Origin of the sequence: Stenotrophomonas sp. GD03654 (assembly GCF_029845105.1) — a bacterium.
GTDB lineage: Bacteria > Pseudomonadota > Gammaproteobacteria > Xanthomonadales > Xanthomonadaceae > Stenotrophomonas > Stenotrophomonas africana.
Map to the genome: position 1 here is coordinate 13,344 of NZ_JAOCLC010000004.1, position 21,835 is coordinate 35,178.

General features: G+C 51.0%; 26 protein-coding genes. 2 read left to right on the forward strand and 24 right to left on the reverse strand.

Translation table 11 applies throughout. The annotated features are described in order from the left end of the window. Positions 1-9: 9 nt before the first annotated feature. From N5J73_RS02575 to N5J73_RS02640, 14 genes are all read right to left on the reverse strand, one after another. Positions 10-876, reverse strand: a complete 867-nt coding sequence (locus tag N5J73_RS02575; RefSeq protein ID WP_279940481.1) for an ankyrin repeat domain-containing protein — start codon at positions 874-876, stop codon at positions 10-12. An 88-nt stretch (positions 877-964) separates the two neighbouring features. Next, positions 965-2,398, reverse strand: coding sequence for a hypothetical protein (locus tag N5J73_RS02580; protein WP_279940482.1), 1,434 nt, complete (start codon positions 2,396-2,398; stop codon positions 965-967). A gap of 59 nt (positions 2,399-2,457) precedes the next feature. Continuing rightward, on the reverse strand, positions 2,458-4,344 hold the full coding sequence (locus N5J73_RS02585; protein ID WP_180882297.1) for a type IV secretion system DNA-binding domain-containing protein: 1,887 nt from the start codon (positions 4,342-4,344) through the stop codon (positions 2,458-2,460). A gap of 45 nt (positions 4,345-4,389) precedes the next feature. Beyond that, positions 4,390-5,226, reverse strand: coding sequence for a M15 family metallopeptidase (locus N5J73_RS02590; RefSeq protein ID WP_279940483.1), 837 nt, complete (start codon positions 5,224-5,226; stop codon positions 4,390-4,392). Between the two features lie 78 nt (positions 5,227-5,304). Further along, a complete protein-coding gene (locus tag N5J73_RS02595) occupies positions 5,305-6,189 on the reverse strand; it encodes a hypothetical protein (protein WP_088430342.1) in 885 nt (294 codons plus the stop codon). Between the two features lie 24 nt (positions 6,190-6,213). After that, positions 6,214-9,237 carry a hypothetical protein gene (locus N5J73_RS02600; protein ID WP_279940484.1) on the reverse strand — a complete coding sequence of 1,008 codons (3,024 nt, stop codon included), beginning with the start codon at positions 9,235-9,237 and terminating at the stop codon, positions 6,214-6,216. A 10-nt stretch (positions 9,238-9,247) separates the two neighbouring features. Next, positions 9,248-9,583: a hypothetical protein gene (locus N5J73_RS02605; RefSeq protein ID WP_049446868.1), complete on the reverse strand. Its 336-nt coding sequence runs from the start codon at positions 9,581-9,583 to the stop codon at positions 9,248-9,250. Between the two features lie 69 nt (positions 9,584-9,652). Then, positions 9,653-10,978, reverse strand: coding sequence for a hypothetical protein (locus N5J73_RS02610; RefSeq protein ID WP_197576215.1), 1,326 nt, complete (start codon positions 10,976-10,978; stop codon positions 9,653-9,655). Between the two features lie 74 nt (positions 10,979-11,052). Further along, the gene (locus N5J73_RS02615; protein ID WP_141098009.1) at positions 11,053-11,697 is read right to left on the reverse strand and encodes a glycine zipper 2TM domain-containing protein; all 645 of its coding nucleotides are present in this window, start codon (positions 11,695-11,697) and stop codon (positions 11,053-11,055) included. Positions 11,698-11,797: 100 nt separating this feature from the next. After that, positions 11,798-12,244: a hypothetical protein gene (locus N5J73_RS02620; protein WP_197576214.1), complete on the reverse strand. Its 447-nt coding sequence runs from the start codon at positions 12,242-12,244 to the stop codon at positions 11,798-11,800. A 904-nt stretch (positions 12,245-13,148) separates the two neighbouring features. Then, a complete protein-coding gene (locus N5J73_RS02625; RefSeq protein WP_152906666.1) occupies positions 13,149-13,934 on the reverse strand; it encodes an ankyrin repeat domain-containing protein in 786 nt (261 codons plus the stop codon). Between the two features lie 57 nt (positions 13,935-13,991). After that, positions 13,992-14,741, reverse strand: a complete 750-nt coding sequence (locus N5J73_RS02630; RefSeq protein WP_279940485.1) for an ankyrin repeat domain-containing protein — start codon at positions 14,739-14,741, stop codon at positions 13,992-13,994. A gap of 116 nt (positions 14,742-14,857) precedes the next feature. Next, the gene (locus tag N5J73_RS02635) at positions 14,858-15,178 is read right to left on the reverse strand and encodes an ankyrin repeat domain-containing protein (RefSeq protein ID WP_279940486.1); all 321 of its coding nucleotides are present in this window, start codon (positions 15,176-15,178) and stop codon (positions 14,858-14,860) included. Continuing rightward, positions 15,139-15,444 carry an ankyrin repeat domain-containing protein gene (locus N5J73_RS02640; RefSeq protein WP_279940487.1) on the reverse strand — a complete coding sequence of 102 codons (306 nt, stop codon included), beginning with the start codon at positions 15,442-15,444 and terminating at the stop codon, positions 15,139-15,141. The genes N5J73_RS02635 and N5J73_RS02640 overlap by 40 nt, the downstream gene beginning before the upstream one ends. Before the next feature lie 119 nt (positions 15,445-15,563). On the opposite strand from N5J73_RS02640, the gene N5J73_RS02645 reads away from it, so the two are divergent. Beyond that, entirely contained in the window at positions 15,564-16,583 is a 1,020-nt protein-coding gene (locus N5J73_RS02645; RefSeq protein WP_279940488.1) for an HNH endonuclease signature motif containing protein, read from the forward strand. Positions 16,584-16,759: 176 nt separating this feature from the next. Here the strand turns inward: N5J73_RS02645 and N5J73_RS02650 are convergent, their stop codons facing one another. Both N5J73_RS02650 and N5J73_RS02655 read right to left on the reverse strand, forming a co-directional pair. Next, positions 16,760-16,939, reverse strand: coding sequence for a hypothetical protein (locus N5J73_RS02650; protein WP_088430328.1), 180 nt, complete (start codon positions 16,937-16,939; stop codon positions 16,760-16,762). Between the two features lie 30 nt (positions 16,940-16,969). Further along, the gene (locus tag N5J73_RS02655; RefSeq protein WP_141098006.1) at positions 16,970-17,413 is read right to left on the reverse strand and encodes a hypothetical protein; all 444 of its coding nucleotides are present in this window, start codon (positions 17,411-17,413) and stop codon (positions 16,970-16,972) included. On the opposite strand from N5J73_RS02655, the gene N5J73_RS02660 reads away from it, so the two are divergent. After that, a complete protein-coding gene (locus tag N5J73_RS02660; RefSeq protein ID WP_279940489.1) occupies positions 17,412-17,801 on the forward strand; it encodes a hypothetical protein in 390 nt (129 codons plus the stop codon). The two genes, N5J73_RS02655 and N5J73_RS02660, sit on opposite strands and share 2 nt — an antisense overlap. Positions 17,802-18,028: 227 nt before the next feature. Here N5J73_RS02660 and N5J73_RS02665 read toward each other — a convergent pair whose 3' ends face one another. The 8 genes from N5J73_RS02665 to N5J73_RS02700 all read right to left on the reverse strand — a co-directional run bounded on the left by N5J73_RS02665 (position 18,029) and on the right by N5J73_RS02700 (position 21,834). Further along, the gene (locus N5J73_RS02665) at positions 18,029-18,232 is read right to left on the reverse strand and encodes a hypothetical protein (protein WP_070206725.1); all 204 of its coding nucleotides are present in this window, start codon (positions 18,230-18,232) and stop codon (positions 18,029-18,031) included. Then, positions 18,229-18,507, reverse strand: coding sequence for a hypothetical protein (locus N5J73_RS02670; RefSeq protein WP_279940490.1), 279 nt, complete (start codon positions 18,505-18,507; stop codon positions 18,229-18,231). Before N5J73_RS02670 ends, N5J73_RS02665 begins: the two co-directional genes overlap by 4 nt. Positions 18,508-18,662: 155 nt before the next feature. Continuing rightward, positions 18,663-19,064, reverse strand: coding sequence for an ankyrin repeat domain-containing protein (locus N5J73_RS02675; protein WP_164083380.1), 402 nt, complete (start codon positions 19,062-19,064; stop codon positions 18,663-18,665). Beyond that, positions 19,061-19,381, reverse strand: coding sequence for a hypothetical protein (locus N5J73_RS02680; protein ID WP_088430318.1), 321 nt, complete (start codon positions 19,379-19,381; stop codon positions 19,061-19,063). Before N5J73_RS02680 ends, N5J73_RS02675 begins: the two co-directional genes overlap by 4 nt. Before the next feature lie 121 nt (positions 19,382-19,502). Continuing rightward, complete coding sequence (locus N5J73_RS02685; RefSeq protein WP_279940491.1) at positions 19,503-19,943, reverse strand: hypothetical protein; 441 nt, start codon at positions 19,941-19,943, stop codon at positions 19,503-19,505. Between the two features lie 137 nt (positions 19,944-20,080). Next, positions 20,081-20,644, reverse strand: a complete 564-nt coding sequence (locus tag N5J73_RS02690) for a hypothetical protein (RefSeq protein WP_279940492.1) — start codon at positions 20,642-20,644, stop codon at positions 20,081-20,083. 149 nt (positions 20,645-20,793) lie between these two features. Continuing rightward, positions 20,794-21,354 (reverse strand): hypothetical protein, encoded by a 561-nt coding sequence (locus N5J73_RS02695; RefSeq protein WP_279940493.1) that lies wholly within the window; start codon positions 21,352-21,354, stop codon positions 20,794-20,796. 87 nt (positions 21,355-21,441) lie between these two features. Next, positions 21,442-21,834: a hypothetical protein gene (locus N5J73_RS02700; protein ID WP_049446890.1), complete on the reverse strand. Its 393-nt coding sequence runs from the start codon at positions 21,832-21,834 to the stop codon at positions 21,442-21,444. Position 21,835 lies beyond the last annotated feature (1 nt).

Consider the following 21,835-nt stretch of genomic DNA (forward strand, 5'->3'; position numbering starts at 1 on the left):
GTCAAGGGATCACATGCGTTGAAAACGCATGCGTGGAGGTGTATCACCGCGCCCCACTTCGTACTGTGTGGACGCCGACGCCAGCAGTCGGCGCTTATAGGCTTCTGCCTCTACATCGCCCAAATCTTGCAATTTGATTTCCGGAGCGTTTTTGCCACCCTGCTCCACCAACCAACGGCTTGCGTCTTCATGGCCACCCGCTTGCGCGATGTCCAACGCTGTCTCTTTCAAAATATTTAAAGCGTTGGGATCACATCGATCGATCAACAAGGCAAGGCACTCCACACTGCCGCTGCTTGCCGCCGTGTGTATGGCCGTCCGGTGCAAAGGATCCACAACGGTGGGATCCGCACCGCTGTTGAGCAAGACGGAAAGGGTGTCCACCGATCCGCTTTGAGCGGCCAAGTGCACCGCTGGGGTGGTCGAGCGGTGTGTGCGGTTGATGTCGGCGCCGGCATCAATCAGTTCTTGCACAACGTCCGCGTGGCCGTTGCGTGCCGCGTGCTGTAGCACAGTGTTGTTGGCGTGGTCCAACTGGTGCAGGTCACCGCCCAGGGCGATGAACGCGCGCGTTTGCTCAAGGTTGCCCATGCTTGCAGCTTGGTGGGCCGTGATCCGGTGTTGTTCGCGGCTGTTGACCACAGGCTTGCGCAGATCAAATGGACGCTGACCGTGCATGTCGGCCGCTTCCACGTTGGCGCCGTTGTCCAGAAGCAAAGCGGTGATTTCGACCCGGTGCCCGAGAACGGCGAAGTGCAGCGGTGTGATGCCGTTTTCATCGGCGACGTTGGCGCCATACTCGGCAATGCAATCCACGACAGCGCGACTGTCCTTGTCGATGATTGCGCCTTTAAAGCGCTCGTTGAAATAGGTCATGCGGCCCCCTGAGAAATGAATTTGACATTCACTCAAACAAAGAACCGGCCAAAGTCAAGCTCAATGCCCGCCAATTGGCGGGCATTACTCACATTTTTCGCCGCATTCGTGGCTGTTCGTCCTTGAGTTCAGCCGTATTTGTCAGTTGGGTTAGCAGTGACTGCTTTTGAACGAAACTGTCAATTGCATCGGCAATGTCATCGCGCCCAGATATCCTATGTGACAGCGAAGGATTTTGGTGAATATCATTCATCGTTGAGGGCATAATTGCCCAGCTGTTAGCCCCGGCGTTAAGAAGCTCTAAAGCAACTTCCGGTGATCGTGCCGAATGCAATGGAGTAATCCCTTTCGGGGTTATGAACTCATCGCTTTTTACTATCCAACACGCATCCCCCATGGCAGTGGAATTCACATCAGCCCCGTGTTGGATCAGCAGTCGAACTTGTTCGGCGGATCCTGCGCAATGAAGCGGTGTAAACCCCTCTGATACGGATTTCATGAAGTAGGGATTTTGGGGGTCGTCAACTTTAATGTTTGATTGCCGATGCACATCCGCACCCAAGGAAAGCATTTTCTCGCTCAACGTGGTGTCGGCCTGAGATACGGCAAAATGGAACTCCTGAGAAAGCGAATGCATACTCGCACCTTGTTCCAGTAGCTCAATGGCAACGCCTGTATCGCCTATTTCCATGGCACAACGCAGTGCCGACATATGCTCGCGCAAGTCGTTTAAAAAATAGTCATTGGGATCAGCACGATCAATTAAAGCCATGAACACATCTATGTGTCCATTGTCCAAAGCTATTTTCCACGCGGGTTCAATGTCCTCTGCGGGTCGTTCACGATACAGCGGGCGGTCTGGAACACCATGCTCAAAGCTCCCGTAATAGTAGCCTTCACCACGGTACTCGTTGATGGCCGCTCGTGAGGGATATCCTTCATCAATCAATTGATTGACCGTCTCAAGATCCCCACGCGCAGCGGCCTGGCACAGTTCTCTGTCCATGGCAATATCGTATGGCGTGCGGCCTTCGGCGTTCTTAAGTAATGGATCAAAGCCAAAGTCGTTTATCAATATCTCCGACAATTCATGATCGCCCACACGTGCCGCTACGTGCAGCGCCGAATCTTTCATGTCGCCCTCGCCGTCAATGCTGCATCCACGCTGATAGAGCAACTTCATAACCGGAATATTGTGTGCTTCGGCGGCAACTTTGAATTCAGCGTCCAAATCAACGCCACTGCTCGCATGGGAGTTGATCGTCAATGGGCCACCACCAACGTTACCGTACTGCAAGTACAATTCAGCAAGCTCGCGACTGGCTGTTCCAAACTGGGATCCGCCCCAATACTCAATGGTTGAATACCCCGCCTTCTCAAGAACGTCTGCAACAACATCGAGATTGTTTAAACGCTGATCCAATGACAGTTCACCCAACAGAAATTGAGCGTAATCAGAAGAAGACACCTCTTCTTCATCCAAATTTGCCTTGAACTGTTCAAACTTCTCACGTGCATCCATAGAACCCCCTTTTTATATAGTATTGATCCATACAAACAGATGAGTCATTAAAGTCAATACTATCGAAACAAATCCATGACCTCTTGCTGAGAAAGGATTTGAGGCTGGCGGTGGGTTCCTGCGTTTGACTCATTGGGGGACTGGATCACCGCTTCCGCTGGTTTGGCTATTGCCGCAGCTTCGGTCATCCAACGCGCTGGCACTTGCCCAGGTCGTTGCACCTCCAACGATTGGCCGGGGAACGACAACAACAAGGGGTCATAACCGGCCGTTGCAACGATTGCCCGCACCTCAAACGATCCCTTCTTGCCCCGGCGTGGACCCAGCTCGTTGGTCAATTGGTGTTCAAAGACAACTTGCCGGCCGTCTTGATGGACGTTGGCGTTCTCGTCGTGAGCCAAAGTGGCGGTGACATTGGTTCCAAACATTTCGGCCACGTGTTTGCGTGTCTCGGACATCTGCAGCTGACAAATTACGTGTGTACCGACGATGGTGGGCAGGATCTTTGCTTCTTCCGGTGAGTACACTTTCGACAACTGTCCAAGCTCTTGGATACCGGCAATCAAAGTGACGCCTTTGGACCGTCCTTTGTCGATCAACGGCATGATGTTCAACCGCCCCGCCGATGTCAGCTCGTCCAAGATGATGTACATACCACGGTTCTTGTCTTCTTTCATCTTGGGGGAAATTACCTCGCCCACCAAAATGTTGATGAGGGAGGAAATGTAAGCGCTGGTCAGAAGCTCCATTCCGCCGCCCTGAACAATGACACCCTTGCGCCCCTTGTAGTCGTCCGAAGCCCACTCAGTGATTGAGAAGCGGCGCTTACCAACAGCAGGCCAAGCTTTTGCGAAATACTCAACGGCTTGCATGTTCGACATAATGGTGGACATGATGTTCGATGTCGTTTGCGAGTCGGGGTTCTCAATGAGTGGGAATGCCTTTTTGTAGTTGGCTAAAATATCCGGCTGCATCTGTTCGGCAGTCTTGTTCAATTGCTCATTCAAGTCCGTCCAATTCCACAATCTTGGCTTGTTGGCAATCAATGTACGGACGGATCCGACAAAGATCATGCGGGCTGTGTTGGTGAAAAATGGATTGTTGTCCCCAGGTTTCTCCGGGATCATGCAGCGAGCGAACTCTTCCACTTGGATGCTGGTGTGGATATCGCACGCCACATCCCAGACGTACCCTTGCTTGTCGTACGGGCTTAGAACGATGGGGCGTGGGTACACCACGTTGATAGCTTTGGCCTTCACGCGCTTCCAGCGTGATGCGGGGTCAGTGTAAGTGCCGGCACTGAAATCACCGTAGCTCGTGAAGTCACCCTTTACGTCGTACAAGAACAGTTTCTTCTTCTTACGGATGACTTGCCGAATGAGCGGCAAAAGGATCTGTGTCTTTCCCGATCCAACCGAACCGTACAACAGCAGATGTCGGTTCCAGCGCTCCTGGGACAAACGCAACTCAGGGTGCAAGAGCAACGGCATTGTGTCCTTGCCCACTTCCGCCTTCGTGATCTGCCGCGCCATTTTGATTGCGTCTTTCCCTTTGCGCACCTGCGGCCCATCCAAAACATACATGTTCCGCCGTGGGATCAATCCGTATTTCAGTGCACCAATGGCGCAGGCAACAGAGATAACAAAGCTCCAAATTGTCGCGTAAGGCGAACCAGTGAGTTGGAGGCTTTCTATGGCGTCGCGTGCGCCACCAATCATCAATCCCAATGTCGCGTAGTTCATGCTGACCACCACACCCAATTTCAGATGCAAGCTGTAGGGCACGGCGGTTGATGGTTCCCACATCCGCACTCCGAATATCAGAAGACCGTAGACAAGGCAAAAGACGCCAATTGCAAGCAACAGTGCCGTGTCCCAACGCCGAACCAGTGTGTGTGGTGGCACGTGCTTGCCCACGCGACCAAATGCCTCATAAATTTGCTCCATAAAAATCCCCTTTTGCTTTTCAACATAAAGGGGCTTTTCGTTCCGTCAAGTCCAACTGAATTTTAGAGGATACATGGGCTGGTACATGACCCATGTTTGCGCTTCAGGACTGGGGCATATTTGCACAGCAAGATATATTTGCTCTTCGCACGGGCTGTCGAATGGACAAATTTCCCCCATAGGCTGATAGGCAAAAGCCGCCAACAAGATGGCGGGAGAGACCTGTGATGCATCGGCGATCATTGCAGGAGCCTTTTGTCCACTGCGTTTGGCTCGGATCGCCACACGGCATTGGGACTTCATCTCCACATGCGGATAGTCTTTCAGGGACGCCCAGGCTCCACCCCAGTCCAAACCGACTGCCTGAACCATTTCGCCAAACAACATATAGCCTTCCCGCACATGTGGATCGTTCATGTCCCACGTGGGCTTGCCGTCCACATGCAACACACTGTCCATCGCATAGCCGTGGTTGTGGCAACTCATTCCCGCTCCAACGCCCGTGACACCCGAATTGCTTGCCAGTAGCGCCGCTTGACGGGCCTCACTGCGCATGCCCTCCATCGGCCGCATGTCAAACCCACGTTGGGCCATCACGTCGTACACCGCCTCAAGTTTTGTGCGCATGTCCGGGTGCACGCCTTTCCACAACTTCTCGTTGCGTTTTTTCTTGAAGAAATTCCACCACTGGGTTTCGTTGGCGTTTTTTACCGGCGATACGCTGACAGACGATTGCAACGGATAGGACGTGATTGGTTTTTCAACGTGCGCAAAGCACGGACTAACTATCAAAGACATAAGTGACAGAAAGACGAAACGTAAAATCCATTGATGCATAAATTCCCCTTTTTCAATACGACTGTATTTATTGAAGAGGAACATCAAACATTGTCAATACCTTTTATTGAATTGAATACACAAAAAAAAGGCCGGATTGCTCCGGCCTTCTTCTTGAAACGATCACATTTTTTGACTGAACCGCTGAGTTTGCTCTTGAACCTGTACTTGTTCTTGAACTTGCACCTGCCCTTCGGATTTCTGACTTTGCTTAGCAAGCAGTGCATCGACTTCTTTCTCCTTGGGCCAACGGTTGTTTTCAATGACAAAGCGGTGTTGGACATCGGCAAGCATTATCTCTTCATCGCTTGGTTTTGCCAATGTCTCCGCCGCCCAGGCCATGCCACCTACGCGCTGTCCGGATTGCGACTGGCTTCCCTCTCCTTGTTCATCTTGCTTTGCGCGACGCTGGGCGATGCGTTGGGAAAACGAAAACGAATTGCTGTCCTGTTGAAGATCGTACGCATCCGCCTGCGCTTGGGCGTGCATCAACTGTTCTGAGGGCAATTCTCCGAGCTTTTGGCGTTGGCCGGTGGCCTCCAACATTTCTTCAAACTTAGCGTTGCGCCGCGCGGTCAATTCACCCAGCACTTCGGGGGAAGACTTTTCTTCCCATTCGGCCATGGCTTGACGGCTCTCAGCGATCTTGTCTTCGTAGACGTTGAACCGCTCTTGCCATTGGTCTTTTCCAAACGTCATTGGCTTGGGGTTGTTTTCCAAAAACTCGGTGCGGGCTTGCAAAACTCTCTGATAGTCCTCTTCCAAGCGCAGCACATGGGTTGGATCCTTCCGACGTTCAATCTCACTGTCGTACTGCTCAATACGCCGCTCAAGAGAGTCCACCTTCTGGTCTTGCTCCACCCAGGCTTGCGCCTGGGTGTCGCCTTGTTCTGCAGCTTGCTGCTTGCCCTCACGATATGTGTCATCGGGTGCAGCAAAGATGCTGTTCAGATCGGTGCTGAACATCGAGTCGTTGTATGTTTTTTGATCTTGTATGTCTTTGTTCATTAGTAGTCTCCTTTGTTGGTTGTATTAAGCAGCTTCGGTTTCAAACAGTTCTTGCTCAAGTTGATCCTCTTTGAACTTGCGCATGTACTCATCGACCTTGCCCGGTGTGACGGGAATGGTTTTGGCAAAATCAACACGACGGATGTTTCCACGGTTGAGGTACACCAAAGCTCGTGCACCGCCACTGGTGTTCAACTCGCGCCCCATTTCCACCAACGTGACAATGGGACCGTCCTGCATTGCGCCTGAGCCGTGAACCATCATGGCCGAACGGATGGACGACGAACCTTCCTGGACGTTCGTGCCTCTCAGAGCGCTCCATTTTTGATCCCAGCGGTGTCCAATGTCGTTGCGGAACATGTCTTGCGACACCACTTTGGCAAAGCCCCAACGCTTCAATTTCCGCATGAATGCGCGCTGTGGGTGATCGTCAACGTTGAGAGTCGAACGTTTGTAAGTGGACGTACTGGCTTTGAAGTCCAAACCGCGTCCCGAGGGGTTGTATTGGATCAATGTTCCATGTCCAACCTTGCGCATCACAAATTCATACGTTGCTTCCGATGCCTGCGAACACGTAATCGATTGGAATTGATCCAAGAAGCCTTCCATGCCGGCCTCAGTCTCAAAGCACGACATCAAGCCTTCAACGTTTTGAGTCAGATACACAGCACCCATGCCGAACGAACGGGCTATTGGGAGCAACTTGATTTCTTCTTGGCTGACCAACAGTTGGCATTCATCGATGATTTGGATGAACACTGTTTCTTCGGGCATCTCCTTGCGCCAGTCAGTAACCTTCACCCGCTGCTTGAGTTTGGCGTACACACGTTGCTTCAACAGAATTTGGACTGCCGTGCCGGCGCCCTCGTGCAGCGACTCGGGCAGATCGATACCGATGCGCGCACCACGCATGACGGCGGTGATGTCCACACCCGTGGTCAAGGCGGTCCATGGGGTTCCGTTCTCATCCACAAGCCCAGTGGATTGGATCAGCGGGTCGATGCGTTGGTTGACGTTGATGCGGTACGACTGACGCTGTTCAAAGGGCATGGTTACCCATGTTTTTGCAACGTAGGTCACAGCTTTTTGCAGCGACGATCCTTGGCGTGTGAGTTCCGGGTGGATGGCAATTGGCGAGCGATCCACACCCGCTACGTTCACGCCCAAAAAGTTGAACCATTTTTGCATTTCTGGACCCATCGTTCCCTGGGCGCTGGCTTGGGTAACAATGATGTCGTCAAGTAAAATCAGCGCCGCGACAGCATCATCGAAGCACCAGCGCCATTGGCGTGGGCGCTGCACTTCGGTTTTATAGAACGCAAGACGATCGCGAGTTTTCTGCAATTCTTTGACGGCGTTGAGGTGGTTTTCGGAACCTTTGGTTGCAGGATTGCTGTTCAATTGTTTGACGTTGAATTCCAAGTTGGGAATCATCATGTCGATCTTGGTCAATTCCTGGACAGCTTTTTTGTAAACAGTTTCTTCGTGCTGACACAACGCTTCAAAGATGATGCACGCATTGAGAACGTGGTTGTCAGCGCCATGCGACCAGATTTTGTTCTTATCGTCGGAACTGGCAACCATGGAGTTGATGGCTTTGGCAAGTTCCTTGGCGCTTAATCCTTCAATCAAACCAACTGCCATACCCGGCTTGATGTTCCACTCAAGAACGTTTGACAGTTCGCCTGGCAATGTCCCCTTACCACACAGGACAAACAAACCAACGCGATATCCTTCCATGCTGCACAAGGCAATTTGCAGTGCCACCAATCGTGCGAAGTTGGTTGTTTTACCAATACCGGTACGGCCCAAGCACAGCATATGTGTGCACAGGTCATTGATAGAGACAACCATTTTCTTGCCGGGATCGGGACTGAAATCGTAGCGCTTGGACGCCAAGTAACCACTGGAAATGGCAATCACGATTGTTGGTGACTTGTCCTTCTCTACGTTGACCGCTTGCATGTGGCGGTCTTCTCTCGTGGTTTTGAAAGAGTGGTCTTGCATCACCCCACCAACCACCTTGTTTTGTTGATCCAGTGCCCAACCACGTGCACGGAAATTCAATTCTGTGTAGCGCATGGCGTACGCAGACGCGAACAACAAGATCACCCAAGGTGCCATGACGGGCGGCAAGCACATGACAATGCCAAAACCAGCGCAAAGCTTTGCCCAGCCCCAAGCCCATGCTTTACCACCTTGTACCGCACCACCCAAATTTGAGTCATCGCCCCAGTTGACGATTGTTCCAAAAATAAACACGACCCAAACTGTGGAAAGGAAAAAGGCGATAGCCCCACCAATTTTCAACAGGATCCCAAACGGGCTCGCTGAAAAATTGGTTAGCGTCTGCAATATGGACATGGAATACCCGCCGTTGCCCGACGCTTGATCCAGTGCCGCAACGCTCACACCTGTCTTGACAACAAAGATGGCGTACAGCGAGAACAAGACTGGCGCGATAAAGCCGATGAACCCCATCTTGATGGCTTCATTCACGTCCTCCCCTTGGTGCAAGGCGATGATATGAGGAACGACAAGCGCCGCTGGGATCACCGCCAGTAATGCCCAAAAGCTGGGTAGGGCTGCAAGCACAATGGTAAGGGCGGCCAACACTGGGATCATGCCGTACACAATTGATGTTGCTGTTGAGTCCGCGCCTTGCGTCAGGTCATTGGTGGTTACAAAGTTTTCCCAGGGCAATCCATCGGCCGTGACTTTGTAGCTGGAATGCTCGTCGTCCAGGTCTTCGGCGATCATGGGCGAGTACATACGGAACGGTTCCAAATCAACGCCTTCGGGAACGTACAACGTTCCATCATCGCGGCGTTGTGCGCCCGTCTTTAATACTTTCTCAACGTCACTGCTGCGAACGTTCGGCAGCTCACCATTGAGAACATAGCGATCACCCCGTCCAATTAAGCGCAAGAAACGCTTGTTGGCATTGCGCACTGTTTTTTGTTCGCTCGTTAGGACCGCCCCCGCATTTTTGATTTTCCCGCTCAACTTGTCGAGAAAGTCCGGAATTGTGAAAATGTTTAAACCCATACCACCTCCTTTAGATTTTAATGATTAACCAAAATATGAAGCCCAAAAATGAAATTATGGCAAGCGAAGTCATGAACACCCCGCGCGACACACGTGGTGCCTCTTCATCCCGAATTTGAGCCAACAGCAAACTTTGATCGCGCCAGTTGCTTTCGGACTCGGAAATGTCGGACGTGCTTCCGCGATCGCCTGTGTTGTAGTAATACTCCCGCTGCAAGTGTGGGTTCATCTTTGAAAACTTATCCAACGGTGTCCGGATCAGTGTGCGCCCGTAAAAGTCGTACAGCCGGCTTCCCAATGACAGGCCAAACTTTGTTTTGTATTGATCGTAAATTTTATGAAGCATTTTTTACTCCTTATATATGTGAGTGATTGTTACTCAAACACGGAAGCCAATATTGTCAAGAGTCAATAGTTAAAGTTTTTTGGCCCATGCATCCAGATCCGAATTGGCCTTGTCCTGCCAGTCGTCTTTTTTATCCTTTACTTTTGCATCATCATTTTTTGCCTTACGCTTCTCCACCGGCTTCGGTGCAGTTGCAGTTGCCTTGGGTGCCACCGACTCTTTGGACGGCTGCTTCACGCTGACAGTTTTCTGCTCGGGCTCAGTTTTTGATTGAGTTTCAGGCTCTGGCGCCGGTTTGAGTTGGGCAAGAGGTGAATTGTTTGCAACGGGTTTGAGTTCGCCTTGATGATCTGCGTCCAACGGCAGTTGTTCTTTCGCATGCTTTTGAGCTTCAGCTTCCGCTTGTGCCGCTTTTTCTTTTTCCAACGCTTGCGCTTGCTCCGCGTCGAACAACTCTTTGTCCCGCAAAACCACAAGAACATTTTCACGTGGAGTGATGCTAATGCTGTGCGGCGATTTTTCCGTTGCGGATTTGTAGTGAACGGTTGTTTTTATGTAGCCTTCTGGTGTCACGATCAAAATCTTCGGATTGACCTGAGTTGGGGTGTAATCCGCTGACGGTTCCAGCGTGTATTCCTCGCGCACATCTAACGAACGGCTGGTCAAGGTCACAACTCCCTTGCGTGATATCTCAAATGTGGTTTCACCATCGGTCCAGGTTTTCCCAAAAATGGCTGTCACACGCTCACCCAACACAGCACCGCGTGGTGTTTTGAATTCCTTTATCACTGGCAAGTTTTTTTTGACCGGCGCAACTGCTGCCGATGGAGCTTCACTGGATCCATTTAAGTGGAAATACGCGGCAAACGATCCGGCTGCAACGATGCAAGCAACGACTGCAATCACGATCAGTTTTCGTTTTGGCCGTGATGCAACTTGGGCTCGATCGGCTGGCTCGATGTCCTGGGCGTGAGGTGTTGGGTTGACCTGTGTGGGAGTCACTTTTGGTTTTACTTCGTCCCCAACCACCGGGCCTTGCTCCACCTCTTGAACCACATGCTCCGGTTCAACCGGCTGCTGTTCTGAAACAGCGACCGCAGGTTCCGGATTGCTTACCACAGGCTGTGCCTGGACATCCGCAACGCTCTCCACGGGCGCGGGAGATCGATCTTCTTTCTTCTTGGTTGCGGCGGACACACCGCTTTTCAGTCCCGACCAAATTCCGGCGCCCACTTTTTTTGCACCGTCCTTCATCTTGTGTGCCGTCTCGATGGTCTTATCCACGGCACGGTCCAATTCTTGGCTGGACTTGTCGTTTAATAAATCATCATCATCGTCCGCCATTTGCATCTGCAATGCGCGCGGATCAATTTTAGGTTTGTGTTCTTCTGCCATATTTTTCTCCTTTCACTCTCATGATGGTCTTGAAGAAGAGGGCGCCGAATTGACGCCCTCGCCTCCTGCTTTGTTTACCGCTGAGCAATCTCAGGCAGTGGGGTGATGACAAACTTGTTGTCGCCCTGGCCGCAACTCACTTTCACTGCGTGTTGCACGCCGGCTCCGTTGAACGCACCGCGCTTGCCCAGTTCGGCCAATGGAAGTTCGCAACCGGCCTTCCCGGAAAATTCAAACGTCAATTGGTTTTTGGATTGCGAACTGATCGCAGCCACCTTGTCGAACACCGTTGCCGTCTTTTCAGAAACCGGCGACATATCTTTGGGGTCGTACGCAATCACCATTGCGCCCAGTTCTTTTGTGGGCTTGCCCTTGTCGTCCACACCGTCGCGCTCATCGACCGATGCTTTCAAGCCGGCTTGTTGCGCGTAAGCGCTTGCCTCTTGGAACTCTTTGAGTTGTTTTGCCTTGCTCCACTTCTTCCCAAAGAAGTTACCGCCCGCGCATCCCAGCGCTCCGCCACCAATAGCGCCTGCGGCTTTGTCGTCTTTCAAAATCTTCGCGCCAACAACACCGCCTAAAATTCCGCCAACCACGCAACCGATCTTTCCGGCCTTTTGTGTGCGCGCTTGATCTTCGGCCGGAGCCTGGGCGTGTGCGCCGATCGATCCGGTCACCAATGCAACCATTACTGCTGTCGTTAAAATCATTTGTTTCATTTGTATCTCCTAGTTTTTTGTTGATGAATAATTTGCACCTGGGGAAGTTGTTGGGATCTTGTGCAATGTTCCCCGTGACATTGCATCCAAGATATTTTTCTTACGAGTTGTCCGTCGGGAACGACACACCACCGGAATTTCTCGTAGATGTCTGCTGCCGATTTCCTTGGCCATTATTTATTTGCAAACCACCACCCTCAATGAGTCGGCTCGCCAATGTGTTCAATCCACTAATGTGTTGCTTGCAAATTTCGATATGCCGTTCGGACATTGCGTCATTGATGCTCCGCACGGCTTCGACAAACGTTTTTTGATCCGCCATCAGGTTCAATCTGAGATTTGCCAGCTCCTTACGCAGATCCTCTTGAGTGCGGAGCAAATCTGATTTTGCTTCTTCGATTGCGGCCACTGTTTCGACGCGACCGAGCTTGACCTCGATTGCATTGCGCACCCAGTCGGTAAATGTCATACCGTTTTGGGCCATTTGTTGTTCAACCCGCTGCAATTGCCGCTCTGGAATTTTGATGTGCTTGTTGATTGTTTTCATTTTTCCTCCTTTTTGTTTCCATCACTCAAACAAAAAATTGGATATTGTCAAGCTCACACCCAAAAGCACTGGTATTACTGGGTTTTTGGCACTTAATTTCCACCGCGAAAATACACGGGCGTGTATATCCCGAAAGCCTTGGCGTTAAAGGCTTTCCAATGGCTTTTGTTGGTTTTTAGCTACACGGCGTTAGAACACCACAGGTGCGACATGTGCATACGTTCTGTTCAGTCCCAAACCGACGGCTGTAGACTTTCGGCCCCCGCGTGGTTTTGATTTTGCTTTTCGCTTTTTTGTTTTTTGCTCTGGCTTTTCGCTTCTGCCTTGCTCCGGCTGTCCCGCTGTTGCTCTTTGCGGGCGCTCGGGCTTTTTTGTTTTTTGCTTTGCCCACTGGCGCGCTCCACCGCCAGTCAGTGCCCCGTCCTGGCCGTCTCGTGCTGTTCATCTGGATGTTTGCAGTGCCACACCACGGCTTGGGCCTGCAGCTCGTCTTGACCGCTGTCAAGTCGTTCGTGTGTCAGCCGTCTGTACCTGTTGGCTGGGCACCGCCTGCCCTCGCCTGCGGCTCTTGGCTGCACGTCTGGTTGCTTGCGAGATACCTGTGCGCCGTCTGTTCGGACGGCCTGCACACGTCGTCTGGACCGCTCTGTGGGTTCGTGCGTGCAGCCGTCTGGTGATGCCGTTTGGTTCTCGCACAACAATCAAGCGTCTGGTCCGGTCAACGCGCGCAGCGTCAGGTTCTCAAACCAAACACCTTTTGTTCGTCCAGCCGTTCTGGTTATACATACGTTGTCCTGCCTCAAGTACCCTGGAACACTTCATCGTCAGGTGTTGAGAATTCAACGGGTATAAAAAAGGCCGTCGCAAGGACGGCCGATGGTGGAACTCAGAAAATAATTAGATATCAGATCCCGCCGTCACCACGCTTGATGCGATCGGGTGAACTTTCAATCAATGAAAGCAATTCTGCATTCAGCACTGCTCGTTGAATAATTGCTTTGATGCCTGGATCGTTTGCGACATCACTTGGCGTTAGCCCACTAGCATTCACCGCAGAGGGATTGGCACCAGCAGCAAGCAGCACCTCAATTAAATCCTCATCAATTGAACCATCTGCCGCCAAATGTAAAACCGTGTCACCCGAACCATTGACCGCATTTACATCCGCCCCAGCGGATAATAAGGCCGACACTGAAACAACCTCATTCGCACACATCTCACTTGCGTTCATGAAGTGATGCATTAGAACTGTTTCACCGTCTTTGTTTCTCGCATTGACATTCGCACCTGCCTGCACCAGCAGTTCAATAGCATCACCATCGTCACTCCCCCAATAATGGAAGATTGGAGAGACTCCAAAATCATCTATTGCGTTAATGTCCGCGCCCGCATCAAGTAGCGCCTTGACTGAATGCGCCGAACTTGGCCACGCCAGCGGCGTCATTCTGTTGGCATCAACAACACTTACGTTCGCCCCTCGGCGAATAAGATCACGTATCAACAAAGAATTATCAGCCAACACTGCGTAATGCAACAAAGTAAAACAATTGTCTGGACTATTGGCGTCTAAGTCCTCGACCTCGCCCCGATCAATGACTGCCAGAAGTTCATCATACCTTTTTTCAATTGCAAGCTGAAACACATCTACAGTCATGACAATCCCCCTTACAGCAACAATCGAAAGCTGCACGTTACCACATGCAACACATTTTCGTCACGGGCTGCAAATTGAACAATTAGTTAGTTGTCAGATCCCACCTTCACCACGCTTGATGCGGCCCGGTGAATTCTCAGATAACGCAAACAACTCCGCGTTTAGCACTGCTCGTTGAATAATCGCTTTGATGCCCGATCTGTTTGCAACATCACCGGGGGTTTTCCCCTTGGCATTTAATGCGGAGGGATTGGCACCAGCATGAAGCAGAACCCCAATTACTTCCTCACCATTTGCCCCATATGCTGCCATATGTAAAACAGTGTCACCATCATTGTTGACTGCATTAACGTCAGCCCCAAGGGCGATTAGGGACGCCACTGGATTAACTTCATTAGCGCACCACTCACTTGCGCTAATGAAGTAATGAATTAGAAGCGTTTCACCGCCTTTGTTTCTCGCATTGACATCCGCACCCGCATGAACAAGCAATTTAATCGCATCGGTTTCGACATCACCCCAAAGATGGAAGATTGGCGTAAGACCAGAATGATCCATTGCGTTAATGTTTGCGCCAGCTTCAAGTAGAGCCTTAACTGTTTCCACTGTCCGTGCCGACACCAAGGGTGTCCTCCCTTCGTGATCAACGCAATTCACATCAGCACCACGGCGAGCAAGCTCTCTTATTAGATACGGCTTATCATAGCTCACTGCGTAATGCATCAATTTCATCCCAAGCACACGACCATCAGCGTTTAGATTATTGACTTCGCCGCGATCAATACTCGCCAAAAGTTCGTCAAATCTATTCTCTACAATAAGTCGAAAAGCATTTTCTTTCAAAGGACACCTCCATCAGCCAGTTCCATAACTCACATCACCATACCTATTCAGTTACATCGCAGTCTATCAAACAACCCTACTGGCAACAAAAACCCGCCGAAGCGGGTTCTTAAGGATTACATTTTTCGCCGCGCCCTAACCGGCTCCATGTCCAGGCATGCTTTCACCTCACTCATTATTTTTTCCCCAGTCTGAACGTTTAGAGCCTCGCTCAATTTTTCATAAGTAAAAGCATCTTGAGTTAAATCGACTGGAACTTGACCATGTTTGTTTTTCGCAGTGGCGTCCGCGCCAGCATTCAATATTATTTCAGCAACTTTTGGAATGCTGTAAGCAGCTGCGATATGCAACGCGTTGTTGCCTTTTGCATCTTGGGCGTTTACATCCGCCCCCATGCTCACCAACGCATTAACGCATCCAAAAGAATTGCTGTACATGGCGCAATGAAGCGGGGCCAACCGTCCGGTTCATTCTTCACATTGATATCTGCCCCTGCATCAGCCAGTTCCCTCAAAACCAGTTCTTGACCGTTAAAGGCTGCCATGTGCATCAATGAGTTTCCTTTTTCGTTGAGAACGTTCAGATCGGGTATGTTCTCAATAGAGTTCAAGAATTCTTTCAACTCAACCGCGCCGCCAGCCGATTTCGACAAGGCACCAGCGGCCCTCAAAACCCTAACATAATTTTCGTCTTCAAAGTTCATAAAGCTCCTTTTTGTAGTTGTACTCAACCTACATCACCACACCTTGCACATTTGTCAATAGCAAATTGACAAAACAGATATGTGTGATTGGATGAAAACAATCAACTTAAGGAGACTCAATGACAAATCCAAAAGACGAAATGATCTCGATCATGCTGGGCCTCAATAAGCGCCAGCGCACGAACATTCCCAAATATCAAAAGCCAACCATCTTCGATAAGTTCGGCGGCGTGTGTGCGTACTGTGGGGATCCACTCAACGGCTCAAAGAAGAATGCGTGGGGCGTCACCCACGCTATACCGTTGCACCTGGGCGGGGAGTCATCCGCCGACAACCGCATCCCCTCGTGCATTCCGTGCATTCAAAAATATGGAACGGCCGACTGTCTGTCGGCGCTGACCGACAACGAAACGGTGCTGACTCCAACATGGCATGCAAAGCTGACGGCCATGCGCGATGCAGCGCTGCTGCGAGCGAGGAACCACCTCACCCCGCTGTCCCCCAAATCGGACATCGAGCTTGTGCGCAAGAACGTGCAAGGGCGATGGATCCACGAACGCACAACGGTGTTCGCCACCGTACTGCCAACACACGTTGTCTTCGGGCTGACTGATCGCAGTGGATCCAACAAGCGCGTTGCTGAGATGGCTTCGCTGTTGGTGTTTGGCTTCAAAGCCCAGCGGCTGGGCAACGATGGCGACTATGAAGTGCCGGCAGCCAAGGCCGGCTTGAACCTGTTCGTCGTGCCGCGCGATCGACTGCTTGCAGCAACGATGGCACTGACAGAAGAGAACTGTTGGCTTCGTGAGGTTCGCGTATCGATCACCCCTGAGCATACAAACAGTGAATGGCGTTCCTACTGGTTCCGCTCCTACGCCGCACTGAAAGACAACCTCAAACGCCGCGTGTACGGTGAAGCACAGGCGCCCTGGCACATCAAGAACACACTGTCGATGAGCGCGGGCGCGGTACGGGCGCGGCGCCACTACAACTCAAAGAGAGCCAAGACACTGGCACGGATGGAACAGCACGCCCAGGTAATGGACTTGCGTGTGGCGGCGGGCCAACCACTGGAAGATTGGGACGAACGGGTCAAACGGGTGGAACGACAACTGCAGCTGCAACTCAAGTTGTCGTAGCCCAAAAAGAAAAAGGACCGAATGATCGGTCCTTTTTTATGGGCTGTGCATGTGTGCGTCTCAGAAGTTGAAGCCGGCAGCGAAAGAGAGGACGGCGATGGACACCATCAGTGCTGCGTGCATTTGGAAACGGGTTAGACGTTCAAAGCGTTTCAAGCGTTGGCGTGCGGATGTCTTCATTTCATTTGCTCCTGTATGGACACGGGGGCTTCGTAGATCATGGGGTCATTCTCTTCGACACAGAAGACGTAAAACACACCATAGACGTTGAATGCGATGGCAGCAAAAAGCGCTGCACGCAATGTGTAGTACGTCATTGCACTGCGACCGTATTTTTTTTCATAGCGTAATTTCATAGTGGAACTCCTTAGCGTTTGGATTGGGGATCAGCCGATAGTGGCGGTGTGTTTTTCGTAAGTGGTCATGTCAACCGTTTTGATGTACATCTGAACGAACGGAGGCAAGCAGCCACGGAACATTTGGAAGATCGTTGTTCCCGTTGAGTCATCGTGGTGCCCGGTGCGGCGGTTGATGCTGCGGTTCATCATGGTGGTCAAAGAGGCGTAGCCATCGCGCACCAATACTTCAATGATTGAGTTGTAAACAGCAGCGAGCTTGTCGTCGTTGGTCAGAATGGCTTTGCGGTACAAGCAGCAGGCCAGGTGGATGGGTGTGGCGTCGCACGTCGTTGCGCGGCTGTTGGTCAACGCGGTCAGTTGTCCTGCGTCAACGCGCCCGTCCTTTTCACGGAAGTTGGTCAAGACGATCGAACGAACCTTTTTTAAGTTGGCGTTTTCAATGGCGTTGAAGAGTTTGGTTGATGTATTCATGTATGGCTCCGAGATGGTGTTGGGCGGGAAATTAACGGCGTTTGGATTTATCTTTCAGTTTTTTGATAAAGCGCAATTCGCGTTTAACCTTGGTTGTGAGGCGGATGTCGTTGTGTTTCATGCTTTGCTCTCCTGTCAGCGGATCTTGCCGGCTGTGGGGAAAGCGGCGTCGGCGCGGTCGTACATGCTTGTGGAACTTGTTGCCGAGTTGAACAACCCAGTGACGACAGTGACCAGCAACCATCCAGCCAGGACAACGACCAAAGCGGCGGCGGTGATTTTCAATGTGGTTTGGTTGAAGATGTTTTCCATAAGTTACCCCTTAAAGTTAAATGAGATTTTGAAGTTAGATTGTTTCGCAAACGCGGTTGATGAAATTGCAAATTGACACATGAAGAATGGCGGCGGTTGCTAAAGTTGCGATAATCATTTTGTGTCCCCTTATTTATTGTCCGTACATTCAATGTAAAAGAAATTATTAAGGTGTCAATACCTTTTATTGAGACATTGAGTAAAAACTGTGAGATAACCGACAGTTTTGAATATTGGTTGAAATTTTTTTAATCCGCAAAAAAAGGGCCGACGTATCGGCCCCATGTAAACAACAGAAGAAACTTATTGAGCGATCGTATTGGGTGGCGTGATTTCAAAGTCCATGAAAAGTACGGGCACACAAATAAGAAACGACGTGAGAACCGGATAGAACATATCCAAAGTAACGCCCAGTCCTGGGAACGCTGCGGCGACAGAGAACAGCGCCAAGCTCATTAAGAGTGCAACCACGATGACGGCGACGATGTACGCGTTGAGTTTATTCATTGGGCCACCCACCCGCTTTCTGTATTGATCCGTTGGGCGTTGGTCAGAAGCTCTTCAAGCTCACTGTCGGCAATCTCCGAGGCGTCCATCCAGTTGAAGGTGTAGTAAAACGACGCGGACAAGTCGCCTTCCCATCCACGGAACAACTCTCCATCCGAGCGGGACTTGGCGCGCACAATTGCTTCGCGAACGATGCCCTCACGGCTCCACAGTTGAGCAACTTCGGTCAATTCAACAAATCCGTTTTCGATAACTTTATCAATGATGCTCTGCATAACTACCCCCATGTTTTGTTTGTACTTATTTCACTTAAACACAAGGTCCAACATTGTCAATACCTTTTATTGTGAAGCGAAAAAATAAAATCAAAGGCGCTTTGAGAGTGGGATAATATCCCAATAAAAAAGCCCGCGAAAGCGGGCTCATTGCTTTAGATTTTTCTTGATCGTGGAACATCAGCTCCTACCCTTGTGACCTCACTGGATATACGAACCCGTTGACCTTCGATGTCGATCAGTTCGCCAAGATCCGGTCGTGCGGTAAATAAGGCGATGTCCTTAGCTGACATTCCATAGTCCGTGCGTAAACCGGCGTCCGCTCCCAATCTCAGAAGCAAACTAATTGTGGAACCGTCCGCACCAGATTTCTTTATCAAAGGGCTTTCGCACCACACGGCAAAGTGAAGTGGCGACTCACCGCGAGGATTGACGACATTGATGTCCCAGCCCTCTTCCACAAGTCTTGCTATGGTTTGTTGGTCATCCAAGATGACTGCCTTGTGCAACTCGTTATCCCCAAAGATGTCGCAAGGAACCTTGGGTTCGACGCTCACCATTTGACCTGCTCACTTGACCAGTGATCGCTTCCCAACGCGTACAGTTCGTAGATGCTTGGGTTCTCGCAGAACTCCCCGTCCTCGTCCTCAAGCGTCAACAAGCGTGTTTCAAGTTGCTCCCAGGCGTCGATGGCGGCTTCCCTACTGCAATCGCTTGCAATCACCTTGTAGGGCTGATCCGCCCATGTTTCACCCGTCCAGACACTCGCATTGAAGATGTGGTAGCTGGCGACAGTCTGGTTCCATTTGAAGCTGACAGAAGCGTTGAACTCGTCGCAGATTTGATTGTTGTGATTGATATAGAACGTCAGCATACAGCCCCCTGTTTGTGTGATAGATGTACTTACACAAACATGGATGCCAATATTGTCAAGCTACTTCTGGACAAAAAAAAGCCCGCCGAAGCGGGCTTAACCAATGCGATTGCAGCAAGACTTACAGATCGCCGAACGTCGGCTTGCCTTCTTCACGAAGCTTCTTACCTGCTTCACTGCTTTCAAAGTTCTTGAGGGCTTCGGGCTTCGGCCCCTTGCCGCCGTAATAGAACGGCGTCTTCTTACCGTCGTGCAGGAAGCGGTTGTTGGCGCGCTGTTCCTTGGGAACGGTGTTGCGCGGCTTGGAGCCAGCAGCCTTACCACCCTTCTTCACCGGCCCAAAGAAGTTGGCGACCTGGGCCTTCTGCCCATCGGTGAGATAAGCGGAGATGTTGGACAGGGTGTTCAACACTTCTTCAAGAGCGTCGCCAGCAGAGGCGCGGCGCGCGTCCTGGATGCGCTGACGATCAGCAGCCTGCTTTTCTTCAAGCGCGGCAAGATCCTTGGCGAGCTTCTTTTCCAGCTCATCTGCTTCTTTCCAGCTAAAGGTCTTCTCGTTCATTGGGTGACTTTTGTCTAATGAGCCGCAATTGGCAACTGGATCATATCCGATCAAATTTCAATTGCCAAGCCATTTCCCTTCTACTGTCCAATGAAGATCCATCGACATAAAAAAGCCGCCCTGTGGCGGCTTCTTTATCATGTCTTCTTTAGCCCAGGCGGGCGTCTCCGGCGAATCGAGTCTGGCAGGGACCAACTGTTAACAACCTCATCCACCCGATGATAGGCGGCGTTTTGGCGTTCATCGTCCTGTTCAATGCGCGTCTTTTCTTCGCGGCGCTCGGTGTCGAAGCTTGCAAGAAACTGTTCCTCACGCACTGGGTCATTCCAGGTCGAAATCAGTGATTTCATCGCACTCATGATGCTTGAGCGATCCAAGATCAGATCTGCTGCAAGATCACGCGTCACTTCACACCGATGTTGCAAGCGGCGTACTTGGCTCTGAAGCTCTTCGATCTGTCTTGCCAAGTCGTAGGACCGCTGGACCGCATCCAGATCGAGAGCCGAACGGCGGTGCTTACGGTGTTCCTCCACTCGTTCCTGTTTGATCCTGCGCTGCTCTTGCTGCGCTTCGCCAAACTGAATGTTCTGTTCAATCAAGTTGCTCGTGGATTGGTCAGCGTCTTGGTAAACACGTCCCAACATTCTTAACAAGTCCATACCCCCTCCATAGTAGTTGTTCTTCTCAAAGAACCAGAACATGAAACATTGTCAAGCCCCGCTGTGGTAGCTAGCTCCGATTTTCCGCTGGAGTCAAGCTAAATCTGCACGGCATGGACCGTAAGCCCGCTCTGACGCTCGTCAAACAAAAATGAGCCGGACTTTGCCGGCTCACTTTCTTCCTATTACGGTCACTTACACGGCGACAAAGCAACGTTGGACAGATCAAACCCTGCATCCTTTGCAATTCCTTTGAGAACCAACACCAGATCCTCTTTACGTTGCTCGTCGTGTTTCCGGCTTAACAGCAGCTCCAAGTCGGTGATGGACAGGTCGTTGATGTTGACTAGTTCCGTGCTGGGCAATGAGTTGCCCACCCCGAGCGTTTCAATGATGGTTTGCAACGCGCTGGGCTTCACACCTGGCCGCTCGTAGCTGTCGCGGTAGTAGTCCGCCTCCCCTGCCTCTGCAGCTTCCATGAGCACGTCATTGGGTATGCGCAGGGTTGCGCGCTCGGGGTGGATAAATGAGCGCTTTTTAATCCACGTGCTTTGGCCAATTTTCCAGCGGGATCGAAGTTCCAAACTTGTCTCCAAACTTGTGACCACCGCCCACACCCCCTCCTTCTCATTGACCCCTAAGCACAGCAATGGGTGGGTGACACGTAAGGTGGTATCAACCTTGTTGCGTTGCAAAACCTCAACGCAGGCGTAGACAATTATTCCAGGTCGTAATTCGTTAATTTTCAGCATAGGCAATTCCTTATTGGATGGAATACCCATCCAATCAGAAAATGAAGGCGAGTCAAGAAAAAAGCCCGCTTTCGCGGGCCTTTTCGATCAACACTGAACACTGTTGTGCAGTTGGGAATATCTCTGCATGCATGTCTTGACGATCAACCGCAGCACCAGCCCGACCAACAGCGCGGCAAACAGGCCGCTTCGCCACACACCACCGATGGCCCAGGCACCATAGAAAGCCAAGCCGAACACCGTCAAACCTTGCAGCAAAGACGCCAATTCTTGAGTTCTTGAAATGGACTCTGGCGTCGGATATCTGTACTTTTTAGACAGAACAAAGGCTTGAACCAATGCCAGACAGGCGATGGTGATATCGATGCCTGTCTTGTACACCAGAGCATTGTGAGTGATATATACATAACCCACCATTTCAACAAAAACCCCCAAGACCAACGCTAAGAAGCAAACGCGCGCATAAAATTCTTTTGACATT

What these genes read in the sequence shown, in the direction of transcription:
- N5J73_RS02575 (WP_279940481.1), bottom strand. Translation starts at nt 876, where the DNA reads ATGACCTATTTCAACGAGCGCTTTAAAGGCGCAATCATCGACAAGGAC.
- N5J73_RS02580 (WP_279940482.1), bottom strand. Translation starts at nt 2,398, where the DNA reads ATGGATGCACGTGAGAAGTTTGAACAGTTCAAGGCAAATTTGGATGAA.
- N5J73_RS02585 (WP_180882297.1), bottom strand. Translation starts at nt 4,344, where the DNA reads ATGGAGCAAATTTATGAGGCATTTGGTCGCGTGGGCAAGCACGTGCCA.
- N5J73_RS02590 (WP_279940483.1), bottom strand. Translation starts at nt 5,226, where the DNA reads ATGTTCCTCTTCAATAAATACAGTCGTATTGAAAAAGGGGAATTTATG.
- N5J73_RS02595 (WP_088430342.1), bottom strand. Translation starts at nt 6,189, where the DNA reads ATGAACAAAGACATACAAGATCAAAAAACATACAACGACTCGATGTTC.
- N5J73_RS02600 (WP_279940484.1), bottom strand. Translation starts at nt 9,237, where the DNA reads ATGGGTTTAAACATTTTCACAATTCCGGACTTTCTCGACAAGTTGAGC.
- N5J73_RS02605 (WP_049446868.1), bottom strand. Translation starts at nt 9,583, where the DNA reads ATGCTTCATAAAATTTACGATCAATACAAAACAAAGTTTGGCCTGTCA.
- N5J73_RS02610 (WP_197576215.1), bottom strand. Translation starts at nt 10,978, where the DNA reads ATGGCAGAAGAACACAAACCTAAAATTGATCCGCGCGCATTGCAGATG.
- N5J73_RS02615 (WP_141098009.1), bottom strand. Translation starts at nt 11,697, where the DNA reads ATGAAACAAATGATTTTAACGACAGCAGTAATGGTTGCATTGGTGACC.
- N5J73_RS02620 (WP_197576214.1), bottom strand. Translation starts at nt 12,244, where the DNA reads ATGAAAACAATCAACAAGCACATCAAAATTCCAGAGCGGCAATTGCAG.
- N5J73_RS02635 (WP_279940486.1), bottom strand. Translation starts at nt 15,178, where the DNA reads ATGTACAGCAATTCTTTTGGATGCGTTAATGCGTTGGTGAGCATGGGG.
- N5J73_RS02640 (WP_279940487.1), bottom strand. Translation starts at nt 15,444, where the DNA reads ATGAACTTTGAAGACGAAAATTATGTTAGGGTTTTGAGGGCCGCTGGT.
- N5J73_RS02645 (WP_279940488.1), top strand. Translation starts at nt 15,564, where the DNA reads ATGACAAATCCAAAAGACGAAATGATCTCGATCATGCTGGGCCTCAAT.
- N5J73_RS02650 (WP_088430328.1), bottom strand. Translation starts at nt 16,939, where the DNA reads ATGAAATTACGCTATGAAAAAAAATACGGTCGCAGTGCAATGACGTAC.
- N5J73_RS02660 (WP_279940489.1), top strand. Translation starts at nt 17,412, where the DNA reads ATGTATGGCTCCGAGATGGTGTTGGGCGGGAAATTAACGGCGTTTGGA.
- N5J73_RS02655 (WP_141098006.1), bottom strand. Translation starts at nt 17,413, where the DNA reads ATGAATACATCAACCAAACTCTTCAACGCCATTGAAAACGCCAACTTA.
- N5J73_RS02665 (WP_070206725.1), bottom strand. Translation starts at nt 18,232, where the DNA reads ATGAATAAACTCAACGCGTACATCGTCGCCGTCATCGTGGTTGCACTC.
- N5J73_RS02670 (WP_279940490.1), bottom strand. Translation starts at nt 18,507, where the DNA reads ATGCAGAGCATCATTGATAAAGTTATCGAAAACGGATTTGTTGAATTG.
- N5J73_RS02680 (WP_088430318.1), bottom strand. Translation starts at nt 19,381, where the DNA reads ATGCTGACGTTCTATATCAATCACAACAATCAAATCTGCGACGAGTTC.
- N5J73_RS02685 (WP_279940491.1), bottom strand. Translation starts at nt 19,943, where the DNA reads ATGAACGAGAAGACCTTTAGCTGGAAAGAAGCAGATGAGCTGGAAAAG.
- N5J73_RS02690 (WP_279940492.1), bottom strand. Translation starts at nt 20,644, where the DNA reads ATGTTCTGGTTCTTTGAGAAGAACAACTACTATGGAGGGGGTATGGAC.
- N5J73_RS02695 (WP_279940493.1), bottom strand. Translation starts at nt 21,354, where the DNA reads ATGCTGAAAATTAACGAATTACGACCTGGAATAATTGTCTACGCCTGC.
- N5J73_RS02700 (WP_049446890.1), bottom strand. Translation starts at nt 21,834, where the DNA reads ATGTCAAAAGAATTTTATGCGCGCGTTTGCTTCTTAGCGTTGGTCTTG.